This window comes from Brevibacillus sp. BC25 (assembly GCF_000282075.1).
Lineage (GTDB): Bacteria > Bacillota > Bacilli > Brevibacillales > Brevibacillaceae > Brevibacillus.
In genome coordinates this window covers 24,155-43,413 of sequence record NZ_AKIX01000018.1, presented here as the reverse complement: position 1 = coordinate 43,413, position 19,259 = coordinate 24,155, and the positions used below count along the sequence as shown (strand labels likewise).

The window sequence follows — 19,259 nt, the reverse complement described above, 5'->3', positions numbered from 1 at the left end:
ACAGGTAGTATGTCTTGGTCCCGTAGGAAATATGACCAACAAAACAACCATATCCACCTTTATGAAAAGCATCATGATGTTTTTCACAGCAAAAAACCTGCCACCCCCAAAGGGAATGACAGGTTAATCAACCGATTTTTATTCTGTTACATGTGCGTAGTGTTGTTCTACGATATCTGCGCAACGTACGCAGAGCGACGCGTGTGACTCGCGAGTGCCAACATCCGGTTTCACTACGCGGCAACGCTCGCATTTTCCACCGTCTGCGGCAGAGACCACAGCAGCAATTCCTTCGAGTTGTACCGCTTCTGCCGGTGCAGAACCGCTGTGTACATCCACGTGAGCCACGATGAACAGGTCAGCCAGATCGTCCATTGCTGCCAATGTTTTCGCAACATCTTCCGTTTGTGGGTACAGAGCGAGCTTCGCATCAACGGAGTTACCGAACACCTTGTTGCGGCGCGCTTCTTCCATGGCTTTGAGAACCTCGTCTCGGATCGCCAGGAACGCATCCCATTTGCTCTCTGCTTCTGCTGCAAAGCTGAGATGTTGTTCGTCGCCTTCTGGCATATCCGTCAACTGCACACTCTTCTCTTCTACGCCTGGAATGAACGCCCACACCTCATCGGCTGTATGCGGCAACAGTGGAGCAACCAGCTTCACCAGACTGAGCAAGCAATCGTACATCACTGTCTGTGCAGCGCGTCGTTTCAAACTATCTGGCGCTTCTACATACAGGCGATCCTTACAAATGTCCAGATAGAACGCGGACAAATCAATAACGCAGAAGTTGTGAACGGCATGGAAAACGGTATGGAACTGATATTCATCGTACGCTTTGCGTGTACGCTTCGCTACTTTTGCCGCTTTCGCCAGAACATAACGGTCCAGCTCTCCCAGCTCTTCGTACGCTACGCGGTCTGTTGCTGGATTAAATCCATCCAGGTTACCCAACAGGAAGCGGAACGTATTGCGGATTTTGCGGTACACCTCAGCGATCTGATTCAGAATCGCATCGGAAATGCGCACATCAGCCTGATAATCAACAGAAGCTACCCACAGACGCAAGATGTCTGCACCCATCTTATCAATTACTTGTTGAGGCACGATGACGTTACCGAGGGATTTGGACATTTTGCGTCCTTCTCCATCCAAAGCAAAGCCATGGCTCAGAACGGATTTGTAAGGAGCTGTGCCATACACAGCAACACCCGTCGAGAGAGAAGAGTTGAACCAACCACGATACTGGTCAGAGCCTTCCAGGTACATGTCAGCTGGCCAAGCAATGCCTCTTTCGCGCAAAACAGCCTGGTGGCTGGAACCGGAGTCGAACCAAACGTCCATAATATCCGTTTCTTTGCGGAAATCATTGCAATCGCATTTGGTGCAAGAAAGCCCTTCTGGAACGAGCTCATTTGCTTCACGGGAGAACCATACTTTCGATCCTTCTTTACGGAACAGATCAGCAACATGGTTGATCGTCGTGTCGTTAATGATTGGTTCGTTACACGATTTGCAATAGAAGATGGGAATCGGTACACCCCATACACGCTGACGGGAAATGCACCAGTCGCCACGATCCGCAATCATGTTTGCCAGACGAGTTTCTCCCCAATGCGGAATCCATTTTACATTTTTAATCGCTTCGAGCATTTGCGCACGGAATCCGTCAATAGACGCGAACCATTGCTCTGTCGCGCGATAGATTACCGGTTTTTTCGTACGCCAGTCATGTGGGTAGGAGTGCGTGAAGAAACTGAGCTTCAAGAGTGCTCCGTTTTCTTTCAGCTTTTCTGTAATCACTTTGTTGGCATCTTCGTAGAACAGACCTTCAAAGCCTGGTGCCTCATTGGTCATTTTACCTTCGTGATCTACTGGGCAAAGGACACCCAAATTGTATTTTTGACCAACGTTAAAGTCATCTTCCCCGTGTCCTGGAGCAGTATGAACGCAACCAGTACCTGCATCCAAGGTTACATGCTCACCCAGGATGAGTGGAGACTTGCGATCGTAGAACGGATGCTGAGTTTCTACGCCTTCCAGATCTTGACCTTTAAAGGTTGCGAGAATCTCTACGCCTTCCCAGCCAATTTCTTTGCTCGCAGCTTCAATCAGACCGTTGGCTACCAGGAATTTGCGGCCATCTACCTTCACTACGTTGTACTCGAGTTCAGGGTGCAGGCTGATCGCAAGGTTTGCTGGCAATGTCCACGGAGTCGTTGTCCAGATAACAACGCCAGTTTCTGTGTCCAGCTTGCCTTTTCCATCTGCTACCTGGAAGCTGACGTATATAGAAGGAGAGCGCTTGTCTTTGTATTCGATTTCTGCGTCAGCCAAAGCAGTCTCAGAAGACGGAGACCAGTACACGCAGCGCAGACCTTTGTAAATATAACCCTTTTTCGCCATTTCACCGAATACACGAATTTGGTTGGCTTCATACTCAGGCAGGAGTGTCACATAAGGGTTTTCCCAATCTCCACGAACGCCCAGACGCTTGAATTGGTCGCGTTGCTTGTCGATGTAGGACCAAGCATACTCTTCACAGCGCTGGCGGAAATCGTTCACTTCGATGCTGCGGCGATCCAGCCCTTGTGCATTGATAATCGCTTGCTCAATCGGCAAACCATGTGTATCCCAGCCTGGGATGTACGGCGCATAAAAGCCTGCCATGGATTTGTAGCGAACGATGAAGTCCTTGAGGATTTTGTTCAGTGCGTGACCGATATGGATGTCTCCATTCGCATACGGAGGTCCATCATGTAAGACAAAAGACGGGCGGTCTTTCGTACGATCTAACACTTGTTGGTAAATATTTTGCTCTTCCCATGCCGCTTGCATCTGTGGCTCGCGGCTTGGTAAATTTCCGCGCATGGGGAAATCTGTTTTTGGTAGCGCTAAGGTTTTGCTGTAATCCATGGCCTGATTCACTCCTTAAATAAATAAAAGCTTTCACTCATCCCATAAAAGGGACGAGAGAAAGCTCCCGTGGTACCACCCTGATTGAACAAACCCGTACGACAAAAAAGCCTATATCGGATTCGTTCCACTTCACTCATTCGTAACGGGAATGACGCGCTCACTTACTCACCTGTTTCACCATCAAGGTTTTTCTGGGCTTTCGGATATTGAACTCCCGGGTGATTTTCTGCGAAAGCAACTGGCCGGGTTTTCACCTTTTCCCGACTCTCTAGGCAGTGCTGGCTCACGTACTCTTCCCGTTCATCGTCTATAATTTGTGTGAGTCTGTTCAACTACTATAAGTGCTTTATTTCGAAAAAGTTGTCTTTCATTATAATACCATCATTGCTCGAACGTCAATGATTTATTCAACTGTTACAGGCGAATCAACTTGTGGCTGTTCAATGCTATCCCAATCGCCATTCTCCAGCATTTCCAACTGCGCTTCCAAAAGCGTCCGAAAGCGCATGCGGTAAACCGAAGCACGTTTTTTTAATTCTTCGATTTCGATCGCGATTTTGCGCGACTTCGCCAGTGCTTCATTGACAATTCGGTCTGCATTTTTCTCGGCTTCTTTTAAGATGAGCTGTGCTTCTTTGCGGGCATTCGACTTCACGTCCTCCGCTGTCTCCTGCGCCACCAGAATCGACTTGCTCAAATTTTCTTCCAAGCTCTTATAGTAATCTACGCGCTCATTCAAAATGGCTACGCGCTCTTCCTGTTCTTTTTTCTCTTTTATCAAGAGCTCAAAATCTTTGATCACCTGATCGAGAAATTCATTCACTTCGTCAATGTTATACCCACGAAAGCCTGTGCTGAATTCCTTATTGTGTATATCCAACGGCGTTAATGGCACATGAACCCCCCACTTTTCCCGATAATTCGTCTTCAATCATTTCGACAGAATTAGCTGTGTTTCCTGCCGTATTTTACAAATTTTTGAGCCTTGGTCCATCTTATGTAACCAGTCCGACAATCATGCGAAGTCTTCCACTGCGTGTTGGACCTGCTACCTCAAGAATTTTGAACCGACCATAGCCTGCAAGAGATACCATATCACCCATCTGGAGTTGATAAGATGGGTCTTCGATTACTTTCCAGTTGATTTTTACTTTTCCCGCTCGAATTGGCACCAGTGCTTTTGCGCGAGACATATTGTGTACTTCTCCAATGATCGCGTCAATTCGCGGTGATGGCACGGTAATCGTTTTCTCTACAAACTTGGGTGCAGGCGGTGTAAACGCCTCCCATGCTACCCGCTCAAACTGAACAGATGTCCGATGAATTTGCGTCACCTGCGCACAAACAAAATCAGCGACTTCCTCTGCTACAATCGTGTAGCTGCCAGCTGAATCTGTCAGCATATCTCCGAATTTCTCCCGCTTCATCCCGACGCCCAGCATCGCCCCCATCACATCTCGATGCTCCAGCACATGAAAGCGCTGATCAGCCTTGATTGCCAATAAGGTAAGGCGATAATCCTCAGGCTCAACAGGGAGGTACTCCGGATGGATGATAATCCGAACACGCTCGGCACCCTCGTAGCCTCCATAGGGAGAAACCTTCACATCTCTTACTTGTGAAGATAGACTTTCAAAAATCATCAATTGCCTCGGGTCTACAAAATCAGTAAGGCGCATGGCCTGCGTCCGCTCTACTTGCGTCAGCATTTCCAGCGCCCGTTCAACAAAGGGACGTTCTTCTTTTGAAAAATGGTCAAATACGCTCATCGTATCACTCGCCTAGAACATGATTTGTTGCAAAATGGCGAATAGGCCAGATTGGGCAAAGCGCAGTGCAATCAATGCGACAATGGGGGAGATATCGATGAAGCCGAGCGATGGGATAAACCGGCGAAATGGAGCCAAATAAGGCTCAACCAGTTTTTCCAGTAACTGACCGATGCCTGTACCTCTCATTTGAGGAACCCATGACATCAAAATGTAAGCAATAATCATGTATTGATATACCGTAAAAGCAAAATTTAAAACCGAAAAGACAGCAATCATTTGCTCACCCTTTTAATTTCGTCTTAATTGGCTACTCTTCCAACACACTGGAGATCGTACCCTGAATATCTACATGGTCAGGCGTGCACACGAAGATCGTGTCTCCGACCTTTTGGATATCACCGTTCAGTGCGTAGACCGTCCCGCTCAAAAAGTCGATAATTCTTTTAGCTTGGTCTTTTTCCACACGATGGAGGTTGACCACAACCGGTCTACGATGACGCAGGTTGTCTGCGATATCCTGTGCATCGCTGTAATGACGGGGTTCACAGAGAATCAAACGGATTCCCTCCTTTTCCCGTGCTTGAAACGGTACCACGTTGTTAGCTCGGCCGATCGCTGGTTGGCGTTTGTGCGAGGACTCTTGCTCTTCTCTTTCCTCTTCCACCGTTGTTGTCTCTTCGATGTATTCCTCGTTTTCTAACCCCAGAAACCCCATCAATTTATTCATAACACCCATACTCTTCCTCCTCTCTTACTCCGTGGTTTGGTCTGTTTTCCTTTACTCCGGCTTGACCAATACCGATCCCAAACGAATATATGTAGCTCCCTCTTCAATGGCCACTTCAAAATCACTAGACATGCCCATGGACAGCTCTTTCACCTGTGCGTGTGGGAGTGCCATTTCGTTAATCCGTTGCTTCCACTCATAGAGGCCACGGAACACCTTCCTGGCTTCCTCTTGGTTTTCGACAACAGGCGCCATCGTCATTAATCCGACGATACTTATATGTTTCATATTACTGGTTTCGCGCAAAAAAGCCAATACGTCATTGGGACTAAGCCCAAATTTTGTCTCTTCGCCGGATATATTGACCTGCAAAAAGCATTTTACGACATGATCCAACGCTTCACCGCGTCGATTTAGCTCTTGTGCCAAAGAAAGTCGGTCTAGAGAATGGATGTACGGGAATCGTCCTACAACTTCTTTTGCCTTGTTCGTCTGGAGGTGCCCGATAAAATGCCAGATCCCTTTATCGCCGTGTAGCTCGTGCTTGGGCAGGGCATCCTGCACGCGATTTTCGCCGATATTCTCTACGCCTACCGCAAGCAAGTCCCCAATGGCATCTGCGTCGACATACTTGGTCACGGCAATAATTTTTACTTCCTCACGTTTGCGGTTCGCCCGATCGCAAGCAGCCTGAATTCTTGCTTCGATGGATTGTAGTCGTTCTTTTAACAATTCTTGTTCCTTGGTCATAACGAACCCTTCCCTTTCTTCTACAGGTTTTCCTTCCAACCGATATAGGAAGCCATGCGTCCAGTAGTCCCTTGTATCCCCGCTTCCTTGCGATGAGAGAAAAACAAGTCTGTTCTGCAGCTTGTACACCAATCCGTGGATAAAATATTGCCTGAAGAAATTCCTGCTTCGAGCAAAATCTCTGTGTTTAGCGAACGAAGGTCCAGCATGTATCGCTCCCCTGCGGAGGAGATGACTGCTTTTTCCCATTCGGCTGCACAAGTACGTACCTGCGTCATGATTCGCTCATCGACTTCATAGCAACAGCCGCCAATGGATGGGCCAATTGCGACGCGAATGTCCTCTGGCTTTGCCTGATAGTGCTTCGTCATGGCATTCACCATTTCCTCGGCAATACGGCCCACTGTCCCCTTCCAGCCTGCGTGAGCTAGTCCAATTGCTCCCGAATGGGGATCCAGAAAATAGAGGGGAACACAATCAGCATAAAACGAGGTCAGCATGACTCCTTTTTCAAGGGTAAACAAACCATCCGTTGCAGATATGACATCCTCTAGACTTTCTTTTCCCGCACCGCCTGCTGTGACCTGACATACCCGATTTCCGTGCACTTGATCGGCGCATGTCCACGCCGTAAAAGACATCCCGACTTGTTCTGCCAGCTTGCGTCTATTGGCTACTACGTTCGCAGATTCATCACCCACATGCAGCCCCATATTAAAAGACCCGTACGGTTGTTCACTTTCCCCGCCTGAGCGAATAGTAAACCCCGCCACTAATCCAGGAAATTGTTGCTCCCACACTGTTAACGATAAGATTGACTTATCCTCTACCCTGACAAAAGGTTCTCTCATGTTGTCACCTTCCTCATATGGCTAATCATACCATAGCCGAAAAGAAAAGAAAGGCTATCCGTGCCTTTCTCCCTTTACGCGTTAGTATTCTTCTCCACCAGAAGTTTTTACTTCAACTTTAAGTGCTTCTTCCATCCGAACAAGCACCACATCTTTCCCGATCTTCACAATATTGCGCCAGGGTATGACATAATCATTCCCGGCAGAAAAGAAGCCGAGAAACTTGCCTGGTCCCGGTACGACGATAGCCTCTACACGACCGTGACGCAGATCGATCTCCAAATCTGAAACTTGCCCAAGCCGCTTCCCATCGAGAATATTTACCACTTCTTTGGTCTGGAAGTCAGAGATTTTTACCATTCTTCCTCACCTTCTTTTCTCCGTTACTTTCAGTATATGAGTCCAATGAGGAATATGTCCGCTTCTTTGGCAAAAAGTAAGGCGATTGAAAACTAACTTTTCCGCTCGTACAAAAAACCCGAACGGTACAAGACCGCCGGGTCGCCTATTTGGTTTCTCCTTACGATTGAACGTGCTTTTGCATATGGGCAATTGCCGCTTTTTCTAAGCGGGATACCTGAGCCTGTGAGATACCGATTTCCTCTGCTACTTCCATCTGCGTTTTTCCTTCGTAAAAGCGCATGGATAATATCATTTTTTCTCGGTCACCTAGCCGCTGCATTCCCTCACGAAGCGCAATTTCCTCTACCCACGTGACATCTTTGTTCTTCTCGTCACTAATCTGATCCATGACGTAAATCGGATCCCCGCCATCCTGATAAATCGGTTCAAACAATGAAACCGGATCTTGGATCGCATCGAGTGCAAACACGACGTCTTCTTTGGCTACGTTCAATTCCTGAGAAATCTCGATAATGGTAGGCTCTCGCGAATGTTTGTTGGTCAGATTGTCACGCACCTGCAAGGCCTTGTACGCGATGTCTCGCAAAGAGCGGGAAACGCGAATCGGATTGTTGTCCCGTAAATAGCGTCGAATTTCTCCGATGATCATCGGTACGGCATACGTGGAAAACTTCACGTTTTGTCCGAGATCAAAGTTGTCGATCGCTTTCATCAATCCGATGCAGCCCACTTGAAACAAGTCATCCACGAACTCTCCGCGATTGTTGAACCGTTGGATTACGCTAAGCACCAGTCGCAAGTTGCCGTTGACCAGCTTCTCGCGGGCAGCCAGCTCCCCACTTTGCAGGCGCTCAAACAATTCCCGCATCTCTTTGTTTGTCAACACCGGAAGCTTGGAGGTATCTACCCCGCATATCTCTACCTTATTGCGCGTCACGTCTTTCCCTCCTCGAAGCAAGAAAAAAGTCCCTAACCCGGTTGTCTTGAAAGGCCGCGTAACTGACGCGTAGCCGACCAAGAAGGTGGCAAAAACCACCATCTGTTTCGGTTTAGGAACAGTATCCCCCCAAGCTGGGAAAATATGCGTTAGACCATCTTGTTGAATTCTTTTCGTAACCGTTTTATAATTCGCTTTTCCAAACGCGAAATATACGACTGTGAGATACCCAACAAATCCGCTACATCCTTCTGTGTCTTTTCCTCTTCTCCCGCTAAGCCGAAGCGCAGCTCCATGATAATTCTCTCGCGGTCAGACAGCTTATCCAGTGCTTTTTTCAGAAGCTTTCGATCCACTTGATCCTCAATGTTTTTATAGATCGTGTCATTCTCCGTACCCAAAACATCTGAGAGCAACAGCTCATTGCCATCCCAATCAATGTTAAGCGGTTCATCAAAAGATACCTCTGAACGAATTTTATTGTTGCGGCGAAGATACATGAGGATTTCGTTTTCGATACAACGAGATGCATACGTTGCCAGCTTGATGTTCTTGTCTGGATCAAAGGTGTTTACTGCCTTAATCAAGCCAATGGTGCCAATGCTGACCAAGTCTTCAATATTAATTCCCGTATTCTCAAACTTGCGGGCAATGTATACGACCAGACGAAGATTGCGTTCAATTAGCATACCGCGGACAGCCGGATCACCAGAAGGCAGTCGTCCGAGCAGTAGCTCCTCTTCTTCCCTGGTCAACGGTGGAGGCAATGCTTCACTCCCGCCAATATAATAGACTTCTTCGGCGCGTACACCAAGCCAGAGCAAGATTCGGTACCAGGTCAATTGGAGTTGTAGGCGAAGTTTTACATACATGATTAGCCCTCCTGTTTGAGAATAAAGGTTGATTCTTCTCTTATTTCCTGATTAAAGATGACTTTTTGAACATCCGCTTCATAAGCTTCCATCATGGCTGGGTGCACGATGGCCTGATACTTGCCGTCAGCGGCCAATGGGATCGGGTTAAGCCCGATTAACACCCGCTCTGTTTCAAAACGAATCCCGTCTTGCACGACCATGACATGGTCTGGTTTGATTGCGAGCAAAAAATCCATACCTCTTGACACGCTGCGATACGGGATCAAGCGTATCCGAGACTGCCATTCCAGCGGCAGATGGTCCCAAGATCCGTCTAGCTTCTCCCACACTCCACCGTTTTCATCGGCTTGTCGGAGAAGCGACGGCGGAAGCAAATGTGCGAACATACGATTCTCCATAATCATGACGGGTATGCGTGTAATCGGCTCATGGAGCTGGTTTCCTGTATCCACAAGTCCACGGCAAATGACTTTTTCCCCTGCCAACGTAGCGACGACATCGACGAGAAAGGTTTCGATTCTTCGCGGCTCCTGGATTGCGCGGTAGCTCTTTTTCCCAAGGAAAAAGATCAGGATAAAACCGATCAGGACAATCCCAAAGGTTGGCTTGAACCCAACACCAAACCCATCATTATGCGTGACAACCAGTCCATTCACAATTTCACTCTGCGGTGCCATAAAATACTGTAGACCAAGCACTCCCCCTCCGAACACAAATGCGACAAAGTAAAAAATGATCAAGTTTTGCGCAAAGGACAACAACCTCCTGTTCCCAAAAGCAATCCACAGCATGATGACAGAAAAGAGCAGTTTGACCCACCATTGATACATCGGAGAAAACACAGGAAAAAAGAAAAAGACCAGATACACGGAACCAAACAGGGAGGCAAGTATCATTCTCCACCACACCATGCGCTCTTTACGAAAATAAGCAGTAAACCAGAGTAACAAGGTATCAATAGCCACATTCAGGAGTAGAATGATATCAAGATACACAACCACTTGCTTTCCCCCTCATCTTTTGAGCGACTTGGCAGCAAGTATATGTCCTAGTAAAAATGGTAAATAGTAGGACGACTTCTATCAGTAAAAGCAGTATATATCAATGTGTATGTAAAGTCTGTCAATTCTTGACGGTGTTTTTTTGGTTTTTTTGTCTAACATTTTTTCATCCAATAAACGAAAAAAAGCCTTGTCCCCACTGACGGGAACAAGGCTTTTGACAGTCGTTTATCGCTTTAGTTTTTGTTGCGGCGGCGATTGCGCAGGAATGCTGGAATATCCAGATTATCCAGGTTGCCCATGGAGAAGAAGGACTTATCTTCCTCTTCTTCCTTCGCACGGCTGTTATTCGTATTGGAAACTGGTGTCGGACGATTGCCAGGCGTGTTGACCGCCTGTTGTTGACGGCGAGGAGCTTCCGGAGCCCGTTGAGCATGCTCGAAGCCTGTGGCAATAACTGTCACGACCAATTCATTTTTCAGATCCTCGTTAATAACCGCACCGAAAATCATGTTAACATCTGGGTCAGATGCAGAAGACACGATGTCGGCTGCTTCGTTTACTTCGTACAAGCTCAGGTTGGTACCGCCTGTGATATTCATCAGAACACCGCGCGCACCATCAATCGAAGTCTCAAGCAGTGGGCTGGAAATGGCACGGCGAGCTGCTTCAGCCGCACGATTTTCGCCGCTGCTTACACCGATTCCCATGAGAGCAGAACCGCGCTCAGTCATGATCGTCTTCACGTCAGCAAAGTCCAGGTTGATCAGTCCAGGTACAGCAATCAGGTCGGAAATACCTTGAACCCCTTGTCGCAGTACGTTGTCAACTTCGCGGAACGCTTCGAGCATTGGCGTGTTTTTGTCAACGATTTCCAACAGGCGGTCGTTAGGAATCACGATCAGTGTATCTACTTTTTCTTTCAGAGCAGCGATACCGATCTCACCGTGCTGGGAACGTCTGCGACCCTCGAAAGAGAATGGACGGGTTACTACACCAACGGTAAGAGCGCCCATTTCCTTAGCGATCTCTGCAACAACAGGTGCAGCACCAGTACCCGTACCTCCACCCATACCGGCTGTTACGAATACCATGTCTGCTCCACGTAGAGCGTTCTCAATCAGATCGCGGCTTTCTTCCGCCGCTTTTTTACCGATCTCAGGGTTCGCACCTGCTCCAAGTCCACGTGTTAGCTTTTCCCCGATTTGCAGCTTGATATCTGCACTAGAGAGCTGAAGTGCTTGCGCATCCGTATTCAAGGTGATGAACTCTACACCTTTCAATCCGCCTGCGATCATGCGGTTTACTGCGTTACTACCGCCGCCTCCGCAACCAATGACCTTAATTCGTGCAAAGGATTCCATATCCATATCAAATTCCAGCATATTGCTAGTCCTCCCCAATTCAACATAAGAAAAACTTCGTGGCTACAGAAGCCTGTCAACTGAACACAATGGAACGAATCAATACCCGACTTCGTCATTGTAGTTAAGCTCGGTAAAGCGAACTCCATTAGATAAATTCGCTGAACCAGTTTTTTACTTTTTCCATCAAACCGCCGCCTTCTTTTGGCTTGGACGAGACGGTTTGCTTCTGAGTGCCCTTGAATGAGGGGGTCACGCGAATGCTGCGGCGCTCCATCAACTGCAAGGCATATTGAATCAAACCTACCCCAGTGGTGTAGGCAGGATCTCTCACTCCGATGTAATCAGGAATCGCAATTCGAACAGGTGCGTCCAATTCTTCTTTTGCCAATTCCAACATGCCCGGCATGGCTACGGTACCACCCGTAAGAACATAGCCACCTGCAATTTCGTCGCGGTAGCCTAATTTGTATACAGCATCCTCGACTAATTGGAATATTTCCGCAGCGCGCGGCTCGATAATATTGGCCAAATCCACTTGCGTAAATTGCTTCTCGACTTCGCTGCCAATCCGGTTCACCTTGAACTTCACATCTTCGGATGCTTCGTCAATAAGGGCACAGCCGTTCTTGGTTTTCACACGATCTGCCACATCTGTATGCGTGCGCAGCCCCAGTGAGATATCGCTCGTAATGTGGTCGCCACCGATGCCGATCACGGTGGTCGCTGCCAGTTTCCCCTGCTCGAATACACCGATCGTGGTAGAACCCGCACCGATGTCGACAAGAACGACACCCATATTTTTGTCATCTTTGGATAGAGCAACAGTGCTAGCCGCAAGCGGTTGCAAGAATATTCCAGCTACACGCAGATTGGTTCGTTGAGCACAGCGAACGATGTTATGTACGACCGTTTTCAATCCGGTCACAATGGTCCCTTCCATTTCCAGTCGGACACCAATCATCCCACGCGGGTCCTTAATGCTCCCTTGTCCATCAACGATGTACTCCTTTGGGACTACCTCGATGATTTCACGGTCTGGAGGAATAGCCACGACCTTCGCTGCCTGAATTACGCGTTGAATATCTTCTTCTCGTATCTCACGGTCTTCGCTGGATACAGCGACAACCCCTTGGGTTTCATGCAGATCGATATGGTTTCCAGTGATCCCCACATACACTTCTTCGATTGAAACGCCAACCATGCGCTCGGCATGATCAACCGCTTCTCGGATGGCATGCACGGTTTGGTCGATGTCTACAATCACGCCCTTCTTGATGCCTTCCGAGTGTGATTGTCCGACGCCGATGATGTTGATGGAACCGTTGTTGATCTCTCCGATCATGACGCGTACTTTGGATGTTCCAATGTCTAGGCTGACGATGAATTCATTGCTTACCAAACCTGTGACACCTCCCCTGCTACGTCTTTTTTCTTGCTAAAGTGAGAACACCTGCATAAATTATTCCACACAGGACAACCATTCCCTTTTTTTCTTATTGATTTTTTGTAAAAAAATGACCATCTTCCCATTTTTCTTTGCGTTATTCTTGCTGATTGATCCATTTGGATAGAACAATTCTCCTAATGACAGCGAGATTGTTGAACAAGCGGACCCCGAAAGCCACGATCGCAGCCAAATACAAATCAATCCCCAAGAACCCTCCGATGAAGGCCAAGCCTGCTGCAAAAAGTGTGTTGAAAAAGAATCCAGACATGAAAATACGAACGTTAAAAGTACGTTCTAAAAACGAACGAATCCCCCCAAAGATCGTATCCAATCCAGCCAAGAGGGCTATTGATAGATAGCTGCTATACTCCTGGGGCACACGCCAATCCAGCAGGAAGCCGACAACAAGACCGACAATCAGTCCGATAAGCGGGAGCCACATGGTTACGAATCTCCTTTTTCTTTCACAGGTTTCATAAATTGAATGACACGTGTTTCGTTATTCGCTGAGATCATCAGCTTGTCCCGTTTTTCGGCCAGCACCTTCTTATTCGCCAGCTGAAAGTTCTCCTCTACGCCCTCCAGCTTCAATGCGGACAACAATACTTCAGGTTCCCCCAATGCTTTTATCTCATACGGAGCCCTAATCGTCCTGGTATCGATTTGGATGACGTCTCCCACATTGCGGATCGCAGTGGTAGCAATCAGTCGATGACCATTAATGGAAACTCCTTGTGCTCCGTTTGCAAACAGGATATTTACCAACCAGCGCAAATCTTCATCGTCAATCGTATAGTCACCTACAACTGGCACAGGCATATGTTCATCCATTGCTGGTTCTTCAGGCGTATGGGCATCGACAACATCAATAACGATGCCTTCTCCCTCCATCCCTACCATACCAGCCATTCGGCGAGTCCGTGCCAACTCCTCTTTCATAACGGAGATACTTTCATCTTCACTGAGTGAGGTTTCGTATTGGTAGTACAGCTGATTATACTTTGAAATGTCTGCGAGCAGGTTTTTGTGTTTCTCCAGTTCTTTTTGCAACGTGGTCCGAAGTTCCGCGATGCTGCGAGACTCTTTATGAATAGGATGAAGACTGCTTCGTAATTGCACAGTCAACATCACACCTATGATAGCACTAATAATGGCAAGAATAAATGTGATTTTACGGCTTTTTTGTAACATAGGTAAACGCATCCTTTTATTTAGGAGTGTTTCGTTTTCGCGTCACCAACAAAGGCAGGCAGCTCGACTCGCTCTTTTTTGGCTACGCTTATTTGGACAAAATCTTGCAAGGAGTGCAAAACACCTCCCGGCAAGTTCAACGCACTGTCTAGTGTGTCGGGATTTCCGATCGCTGTTACTACGAATGGAGCGGCCGACTTGATGCCGTTTACAATGATCGTCGGTCCAATGCAACGGATCTCGGAATTACTCACCACTCGCTGGCCGTTAATGCTGATCGCCTCTGCTCCTGCTGCACGCAGTTCATTGACGACCAGGCGGACATCCTGCTCATGTACGATGTAGTTCGCGATGTCTGCGCTGTTCGCTGCATTCTGGCTATCCTGCATCGTTATGACGATACCTGGCCCTTGGACAGCGACTACCCCTGCCAGCATCCGCGCTGCATCCAGTTGACTGAGTGTCTCGGCAGCCTCCGATTTACGCTCCGCCATCGCTTCTTCCACTTTTCCCACCTGACGCTGCAAATCGAGCAGTTGATTTTCCAGATGCCGATTTTGCTCCTTCTCAGCCAAAATTCGGTCATTCAATTGCGTTTCCTGTTGGAACAGCTGATCATTCAGCCGTTCTTTGCGCGTAAGCTTGTTCGTTTCGAAGGAAGTGGCCACTAGAAAGCCGGTAGAAAACGTCACGATGGTTAAATACAAATGAAATTTGCGACGACGACTCATTGTCTACTTTCCCCTTTTTCATTTACTGCTGTGGTTGCTCTTGCCCTTCCTGAATAGGAATAGCCCCTTGAGCCCCGTACGGAATAAACCATGGCTGCTCAAACAAAGAGAGCACCCCTTTTGTATCTGGCGGCAATTCTTTCACGATCGTCGGATACCAGTTCATCATCTTGTCCAGCTTGTAGATAACGCTTCTTACTTCATTCCCGTCTCGCATGTACAGCGTGACGCGTTGCTTGTCGTATACCGTTGGCGTCAGTGTAATATCCGAAATCTCGGCGAGTACATCTGGCGATAATTTCGATAGCGACTTGGCGAGATGGGGAAGGAGCTCAGGTGAGGCCCACGAGCTAATCAATGGCCTGTCCACTACGCGCTTAGCAAAATTAACCTGTTTGAGCACATAGCCATTGTCCAGTAAAGCATAGCGGCTTCCGTCCTGCCCACTCCAAAAAGCGACGCGCTTTTGTTCAGTTATATGTAGCGTGATCAATCCGGGGAAAGAGCGGCTCACCGTCACATCTTTAATGGCCTCTAGTGGTTTCAAGTTATTTCGTACACTGTTCTCCCATACGTTTAGAAACTGCATGTCCTTGTTTAATCCAGATTGTGTAATGATTTGCTCCGTCGTATAAATATCATTACCAATCACTCGAATCTCTTGCACCTTACTGTAAGGGGAACGGATAAAAACGATGATGAGAATGGTAAGAAAAAACAATACCAATAGAATGACCAGCTTGCGGTTGCCCCTTCTTCTGGGGCGTTGTTGCTTGACTTGCGGAATGCGTTCCTCATATACCGCCATGGCCGTACCCTTCCTCATGTTTTTTAGGCTCATTGCCCAGAGCAAAGTAAATTACTGGATGTCTTTCGAATAAATGTCATTTAACAAAACAGGGAAAGCGGCATAACATTATGCCGCCCACTCTCCCTCGGTTAAATCGATACTCGTGATATATCGGCTCCTAATTGACGCAACTGCTCTTCCAGCCGATCGTATCCGCGATCGATATGATGGATCTGGTTCACCGTGGTAATACCTTCTGCAGCAAGCCCTGCGAGGACTAAGGCAGCACCTGCTCGAAGATCAGTAGCTTCGACATTCGTAGCGGTCAATTTGTTGACACCCCGAATGATTGCGGAGCCAAGATCAACGTATATAGAGGCGCCCATTCGCGCCAATTCATTCACATGTTTGAATCTTCCTTCGAAAATGGTCTCTTTGATAACACTCGTTCCCCTAGCCTGTGACAGAAACACCATCAGCTGCGCCTGCAAATCGGTTGGAAACCCAGGATATGGCGAGGTGATAATCCGGTCGTAGGCACGTGGACGGGAGGTGCTTTTGATTTCCATTATATCATGGCGGGTCTTGATTTCAACACCACAGCTACGGGCGACCTCAATCAATGCTGTCAATTGCTCAGGCAGAGTATTGGTCAATTCGATATGTCCCTGTGAAATACCGACAGCCAGCATATAGGTTCCTGTCACAATCCTGTCCGGTATGATCCGGTAACTGACGGAACGCAAGCGAGGTACACCACTGATTTCAATCGTATCGGTGCCTGCCCCTCTGATCCGCGCCCCCATTGCATTCAGGAAATTTTGGAGGTCGATGATTTCCGGTTCTCGTGCTGCATTACAAATTCGGGTCGTGCCTTTTGCCAGCACAGCTGCCATCATGATATTTTCCGTCGCGCCCACACTGGGGAAGGAAAGAAAGATATTGGACCCACGTAATTGTTTGGCCCGAAATGTAATGTAACCTTCCGTTTCTTCGATTTTGGCTCCTAGCGCAGTCAAACCAGCTAAGTGCAAGTCAATCCTGCGCTCTCCAATGTCACATCCACCTGGCCTGGAAATCGTGACCTCACCTAGACGTGCCAGGAGTGGTCCCGCCAAAAAAATCGAAGATCGCATCTGGCTCATTAAATCATCCGGCACCTGCGGGACACAGACAGACGTTGTATCCAGATCGACACATCCGTCCTCATGCTTCGTATTCGCCCCAAGCAACGTCAAGATTTCGAGCATGACTTTAATGTCTTTTAGATGGGGGACGTCATAGATATAGAATTGCCCTTCCGCGAGCACAGCAGCGGCAAGAATGGGAAGAGCAGCGTTCTTAGCACCTTGGATCCGAAGCGAACCGGACAGAGGTCTTCCGCCTTTGATCGCAAAAGTCTCCAAACTTTCACCTCCGTGTTACCCCTCGCCCACCACCAGGACTTCCGGATGCAGGTCAATCCCATTTTTCTCGAGAATGGTGCTCCGAACGTGATCAATCAAGGTGAGGACGTCGGCAGCCGTTGCTCCTCCGCAATTCACGATGAAGTTGGAGTGTTTTTCTGAAATCTGAGCTCCTCCGACCCGATAGCCCTTCAGCCCAGCAGCCTCAATCAGGCGACCTGCGTGGTCATTTGGCGGATTTCGGAACACGCTGCCGGCACACGGCATCTGCAGTGGCTGCGTATTGCGCCGTCGTTCCTTATTGGCAGCGAGCGTGGCCGCAATCTCTTTGCGGTCGCCCATCCTCAATTGAAAACGGGCTTCTAGCACAATCCCTTTTTGCTTTTGCAAAAGAGAAGTCCGATAACTAAAGCTCAGTTCCTCGTTACTCAACACTTTACTTTCGCCGTTTTCGAAAAGGATCTCGGCATCAATAAGAATACGTGAAAGATCAGATCCGTGTGCCCCCGCATTCATATAGACGGCGCCGCCTACCGTACCAGGAATCCCTCCTGCAAACTCCATACCTGTTAATCCCACCTTGCCTGTCTCCACCGCCAGGCGGATCATGGAATATCCGGCACCCACACACACCTCTTCGCCCTTGAACTCACAGTGGCTCAAGCCCTCGGCCACTTTAAGCACGGCTCCACGTATCCCTCTGTCCCTCACCAGAAGGTTTGAACCGCGCCCGATTACACTCCAAGGAATTTCATGACGATGGATGATCTGCAAGGCTTTTTGCAAGGATGCTTTATCCTTGGGTTGGATTAACAAATCAGCAGGACCCCCGATCCGCCACGTTGTATGATTAGCAAGGGGTTCATCGGTCCACACTTTTTCGATTCCTGCTTGCATGAGTTCATCTGCGATCTTTTTCATTTGTGAACCTCCTGATACGTTTGCTAGGTCGGACCTAGTCTTCTCACGTGTTTGCTCCATACTATGCGTTCGCCCAGATCGGCGTGACAATCGCCCATCTGATCATTTTTTTCGTGTAATCGCCTCTAATTGACGGACAATCTCCGTCGCAGCTTGCGGCATTCCCAATGAAAGAGAACTGTTTTTCATCTCTTCCCATTTCGCTGGATTGGCAAGGATATTTTCCAAGGAAAGTAGCAAGCTCTCTCCGGTGAGCTCCCGCTCTACGATGACTTGAGCTGCCCCTGCGCGCTCCAATCCCCTTGCATTTTTCTCTTGATGGTTGTTCGTTACATACGGGGACGGAATCAAGATCGCAGGCACACCTAGTGCCGTTATTTCTGCCAGGGTAGATGCCCCTGCACGACCAACCAATACATGCGTCGCCGCCAAAACATCCGGCATATTATGGACGAAAGGAAGCACAGAAATGTTACTTGGAAGTGTTCCCAGTTCACGAAGCTGTGCAGAAATTGTTTCAAAATGAACGTCGCCCGTCACATATACAAAATGAGTATCGGCATATTTGCCCAACTGCGTAACAACGGAAAGCACTGCCTCATTTATTGCGCGCGCTCCCCTGCTGCCACCAAAGATCAGGACGATTTTTTTATTGTTGTCCACGCCCAAAAAGCTACGCCCCGCCTCTGCATTACCGTGCATGACTTCCGTAGCACGCGGGTTGCCGGTCAGTACTGTTTTAGAAGGCGGGAAATGGGCAAGCGATTCTTTGAACGAAACGGCCACACTTGTAGCTGATCGAGAAAGAAACTTGTTGGTCAAGCCTGGCACTACGTTTTGCTCATGGATGAGAGTCGGGATTCCCAATCGAGAAGCTGCATATACGACTGGACCACATACGTAGCCACCAGTCCCAATTACGACATCCGGTTTGAATTCGCGCAACATTTTCTTGGCATCACCAACGGCCCGGACGAATTTCCACAAGGTCTTCAGGTTGTCCAACGACAGCTTGCGCTTCAACCCGCTAATTTCCACGGATTGGAAAGGAATATTGGATTTCGGAACCAAACCAGCTTCCAAGCCTTTTTTACTGCCAATATACAAAAAGGCAGCCTGCGGATTTTGGCGAGAAACTTCCCTCGCCACCGCAAGCGCCGGATAAATATGTCCACCTGTGCCACCGCCTGTTAAGACGACACGCATACGTT

20 protein-coding genes and 1 other annotated feature are annotated in these 19,259 nt (G+C 48.2%); all 20 genes read right to left on the bottom strand.

The window, feature by feature from the left end:
• Positions 1-138: 138 nt before the first annotated feature.
• Positions 139-2,916, bottom strand: coding sequence for an isoleucine--tRNA ligase (ileS, locus tag PMI05_RS04470; RefSeq protein WP_007717750.1), 2,778 nt, complete (start codon positions 2,914-2,916; stop codon positions 139-141).
• A 46-nt stretch (positions 2,917-2,962) separates the two neighbouring features.
• Positions 2,963-3,232, bottom strand: a binding site (T-box leader).
• Positions 3,233-3,322: 90 nt separating this feature from the next.
• Positions 3,323-3,814 carry a DivIVA domain-containing protein gene (locus PMI05_RS04465; RefSeq protein ID WP_007717747.1) on the bottom strand — a complete coding sequence of 164 codons (492 nt, stop codon included), beginning with the start codon at positions 3,812-3,814 and terminating at the stop codon, positions 3,323-3,325.
• 100 nt (positions 3,815-3,914) lie between these two features.
• Entirely contained in the window at positions 3,915-4,688 is a 774-nt protein-coding gene (locus PMI05_RS04460; protein ID WP_007717742.1) for an RNA-binding protein, read from the bottom strand.
• Positions 4,689-4,700: 12 nt separating this feature from the next.
• Positions 4,701-4,967 (bottom strand): YggT family protein, encoded by a 267-nt coding sequence (locus PMI05_RS04455; RefSeq protein WP_007717740.1) that lies wholly within the window; start codon positions 4,965-4,967, stop codon positions 4,701-4,703.
• A gap of 31 nt (positions 4,968-4,998) precedes the next feature.
• The gene (locus PMI05_RS04450) at positions 4,999-5,427 is read right to left on the bottom strand and encodes a cell division protein SepF (RefSeq protein WP_007717736.1); all 429 of its coding nucleotides are present in this window, start codon (positions 5,425-5,427) and stop codon (positions 4,999-5,001) included.
• A 42-nt stretch (positions 5,428-5,469) separates the two neighbouring features.
• Positions 5,470-6,168: a YggS family pyridoxal phosphate-dependent enzyme gene (locus PMI05_RS04445; protein WP_007717734.1), complete on the bottom strand. Its 699-nt coding sequence runs from the start codon at positions 6,166-6,168 to the stop codon at positions 5,470-5,472.
• Between the two features lie 20 nt (positions 6,169-6,188).
• Positions 6,189-7,019 (bottom strand): peptidoglycan editing factor PgeF, encoded by an 831-nt coding sequence (pgeF, locus tag PMI05_RS04440; RefSeq protein WP_007717733.1) that lies wholly within the window; start codon positions 7,017-7,019, stop codon positions 6,189-6,191.
• Positions 7,020-7,100: 81 nt separating this feature from the next.
• Positions 7,101-7,379 carry a YlmC/YmxH family sporulation protein gene (locus PMI05_RS04435; RefSeq protein ID WP_007717731.1) on the bottom strand — a complete coding sequence of 93 codons (279 nt, stop codon included), beginning with the start codon at positions 7,377-7,379 and terminating at the stop codon, positions 7,101-7,103.
• A gap of 160 nt (positions 7,380-7,539) precedes the next feature.
• Positions 7,540-8,319: an RNA polymerase sporulation sigma factor SigG gene (sigG, locus tag PMI05_RS04430; RefSeq protein ID WP_007717728.1), complete on the bottom strand. Its 780-nt coding sequence runs from the start codon at positions 8,317-8,319 to the stop codon at positions 7,540-7,542.
• Positions 8,320-8,468: 149 nt separating this feature from the next.
• On the bottom strand, positions 8,469-9,191 hold the full coding sequence (gene sigE / locus PMI05_RS04425; protein ID WP_007717727.1) for an RNA polymerase sporulation sigma factor SigE: 723 nt from the start codon (positions 9,189-9,191) through the stop codon (positions 8,469-8,471).
• A gap of 2 nt (positions 9,192-9,193) precedes the next feature.
• Positions 9,194-10,195, bottom strand: coding sequence for a sigma-E processing peptidase SpoIIGA (gene spoIIGA, locus PMI05_RS04420; protein ID WP_007717726.1), 1,002 nt, complete (start codon positions 10,193-10,195; stop codon positions 9,194-9,196).
• Positions 10,196-10,431: 236 nt separating this feature from the next.
• Complete coding sequence (ftsZ, locus tag PMI05_RS04415; RefSeq protein ID WP_007717724.1) at positions 10,432-11,580, bottom strand: cell division protein FtsZ; 1,149 nt, start codon at positions 11,578-11,580, stop codon at positions 10,432-10,434.
• 127 nt (positions 11,581-11,707) lie between these two features.
• Positions 11,708-12,961, bottom strand: coding sequence for a cell division protein FtsA (gene ftsA, locus PMI05_RS04410; protein WP_007717723.1), 1,254 nt, complete (start codon positions 12,959-12,961; stop codon positions 11,708-11,710).
• Between the two features lie 142 nt (positions 12,962-13,103).
• A complete protein-coding gene (locus PMI05_RS04405) occupies positions 13,104-13,451 on the bottom strand; it encodes a small basic family protein (RefSeq protein WP_007717721.1) in 348 nt (115 codons plus the stop codon).
• Between the two features lie 2 nt (positions 13,452-13,453).
• Complete coding sequence (locus tag PMI05_RS04400) at positions 13,454-14,200, bottom strand: DUF881 domain-containing protein (RefSeq protein ID WP_007717719.1); 747 nt, start codon at positions 14,198-14,200, stop codon at positions 13,454-13,456.
• 20 nt (positions 14,201-14,220) lie between these two features.
• A complete protein-coding gene (locus PMI05_RS04395) occupies positions 14,221-14,931 on the bottom strand; it encodes a DUF881 domain-containing protein (protein ID WP_007717717.1) in 711 nt (236 codons plus the stop codon).
• A 22-nt stretch (positions 14,932-14,953) separates the two neighbouring features.
• Positions 14,954-15,739: a cell division protein FtsQ/DivIB gene (locus tag PMI05_RS04390; RefSeq protein WP_007717715.1), complete on the bottom strand. Its 786-nt coding sequence runs from the start codon at positions 15,737-15,739 to the stop codon at positions 14,954-14,956.
• A gap of 131 nt (positions 15,740-15,870) precedes the next feature.
• Entirely contained in the window at positions 15,871-17,127 is a 1,257-nt protein-coding gene (gene murA, locus PMI05_RS04385) for a UDP-N-acetylglucosamine 1-carboxyvinyltransferase (protein WP_007717713.1), read from the bottom strand.
• 15 nt (positions 17,128-17,142) lie between these two features.
• Positions 17,143-18,048 carry a UDP-N-acetylmuramate dehydrogenase gene (gene murB / locus PMI05_RS04380; protein WP_007717711.1) on the bottom strand — a complete coding sequence of 302 codons (906 nt, stop codon included), beginning with the start codon at positions 18,046-18,048 and terminating at the stop codon, positions 17,143-17,145.
• A 102-nt stretch (positions 18,049-18,150) separates the two neighbouring features.
• Positions 18,151-19,254 (bottom strand): undecaprenyldiphospho-muramoylpentapeptide beta-N-acetylglucosaminyltransferase, encoded by a 1,104-nt coding sequence (murG, locus tag PMI05_RS04375; RefSeq protein WP_007717708.1) that lies wholly within the window; start codon positions 19,252-19,254, stop codon positions 18,151-18,153.
• Between the last annotated feature and the right edge of the window lie 5 nt (positions 19,255-19,259).